Annotated in this window: 1 protein-coding gene; it reads right to left on the reverse strand. The window is 72.2% G+C overall.

All coding sequences use genetic code 11. The annotated features are described in order from the left end of the window. Positions 1-111: 111 nt before the first annotated feature. On the reverse strand, positions 112-1,023 hold the full coding sequence (locus tag AB0G02_RS11615) for a hypothetical protein (RefSeq protein ID WP_360792706.1): 912 nt from the start codon (positions 1,021-1,023) through the stop codon (positions 112-114). Positions 1,024-1,401: the final 378 nt, after the last annotated feature.

The raw sequence follows: 1,401 nt of genomic DNA on the forward strand, positions 1-1,401 counted from the left end.
GCCGGTCGTCGCAAATAAGGACCGTGGTCACGGGGACTCCTTCCTGCAGCCGAGTGACGTTCCACATCCCCTATCGGACGCTAGAGGCCGAACCTTGACACGATCCGGTGCTTAATCCGTCAAGAAGTTCGTCTGGAGGTCTGCGTTCGGGGGTTCCCCGGAACGGAGCAGCGCAGTCGGGATCCAGGGCGAGCGCTCCGCCAGCCGACGCCCGATCGGGTCGGCTCTGCGCAACACGCAGCTCAGAGCGTTTTCCGCGCGTTCTCTCATGTTTTGCACATCCGCAATAGTGCGGTCTGCCAGGGCGTTTGCCAGGACAAGCGCCGTCGGCCAGGACAACGAGAAAAGTCCGTTTCGGTCAGTGTGATTTAGGTCACAGAGTAGCACGTCAAGGCCTCGGCTGACGCTTTCGGGTGTCCCCCGGACAACGAGGGCGGTCCCCAGGACGAGGTCGGACTTGAGGGTGTGTCGCGTTGCGCCGGCCGCGCGGGCGGTGGCGGCGGCGACCTCGGCCGGGTGCACCGCCTGCTCGGCGTGACCGCCGGCCAGCGCGATCTCGGCGGCCAACCACTGGTGCCGCACCCGGCTGCGCCAACCGCGCGGCTCGACCCTCGCGTGCAGTCGCCGGGCCTCGGTGAGCCGACCGGCACCGACCGCGTCCGCCGCGAGCCCCAGGAGGGCGTCGGCCCTCGCCCCGGCGGGGTCGACGTCGTCCGGGTCGCACCCGTGGTGTCCGTCGTACCCGTGGTCCTCGGGGACCATCGCCAACGCCCGGCCGTCGAGCACCCGTGCCGCCGCGTGGCCGCCCAGCTGCCGCCGGTGCGAGGCGAGCGTCGAGGCCGCCAACGACCCGAACAGCCCGCCGCCCGCGATCAACCCCCCGAGCACCGAAGCCGCCGCCGCGTAGTGCCCCTGCCCACCGAGCACGACCGCCGCCAACCACCGCTGCTCCGCCCCACCGCCGAGCGCTGCCCACACCTCTGCCCCGGGCCGGTCCCCGAACGCCGCCTGCCTCACCGTCACGACACCCACTCCCCCGCCGGTTGTCCACAGGCGGCCCACGGACGCCCCGGATCGTCGTACCTGCGTGGCAGGGTAAAAGCAGGGGTCCCCTGGGCGGGGACCCCTGCGGAGCGCGCTCCAACCAGACAGCACCGCGGCGCTGCCCGCGGTGAAGTCCCTCGCGCCGACTGTGTGGCCGCCGCAGGCCGGGGTGTTCGCGCCTGGCGGCGTGCGGGACCGGACGGCTTCACCTTGTCGCCAGGATTAAGCAGCGTGGCCGGTGGGGCGCGACGCACGTTCGGGCGGGAGGCAGGGAGGCAGGGAGGCAGGGAGGCAGGGAGGCAGGGAGGCAGGGAGGCAGGGAGGCAGGGAGGCAGGGAGGCAGGGAGGCAGGGAGGC

The organism is Actinosynnema sp. NPDC023658, assembly GCF_040639995.1.
Classification (GTDB): Bacteria; Actinomycetota; Actinomycetes; order Mycobacteriales; family Pseudonocardiaceae; genus Actinosynnema.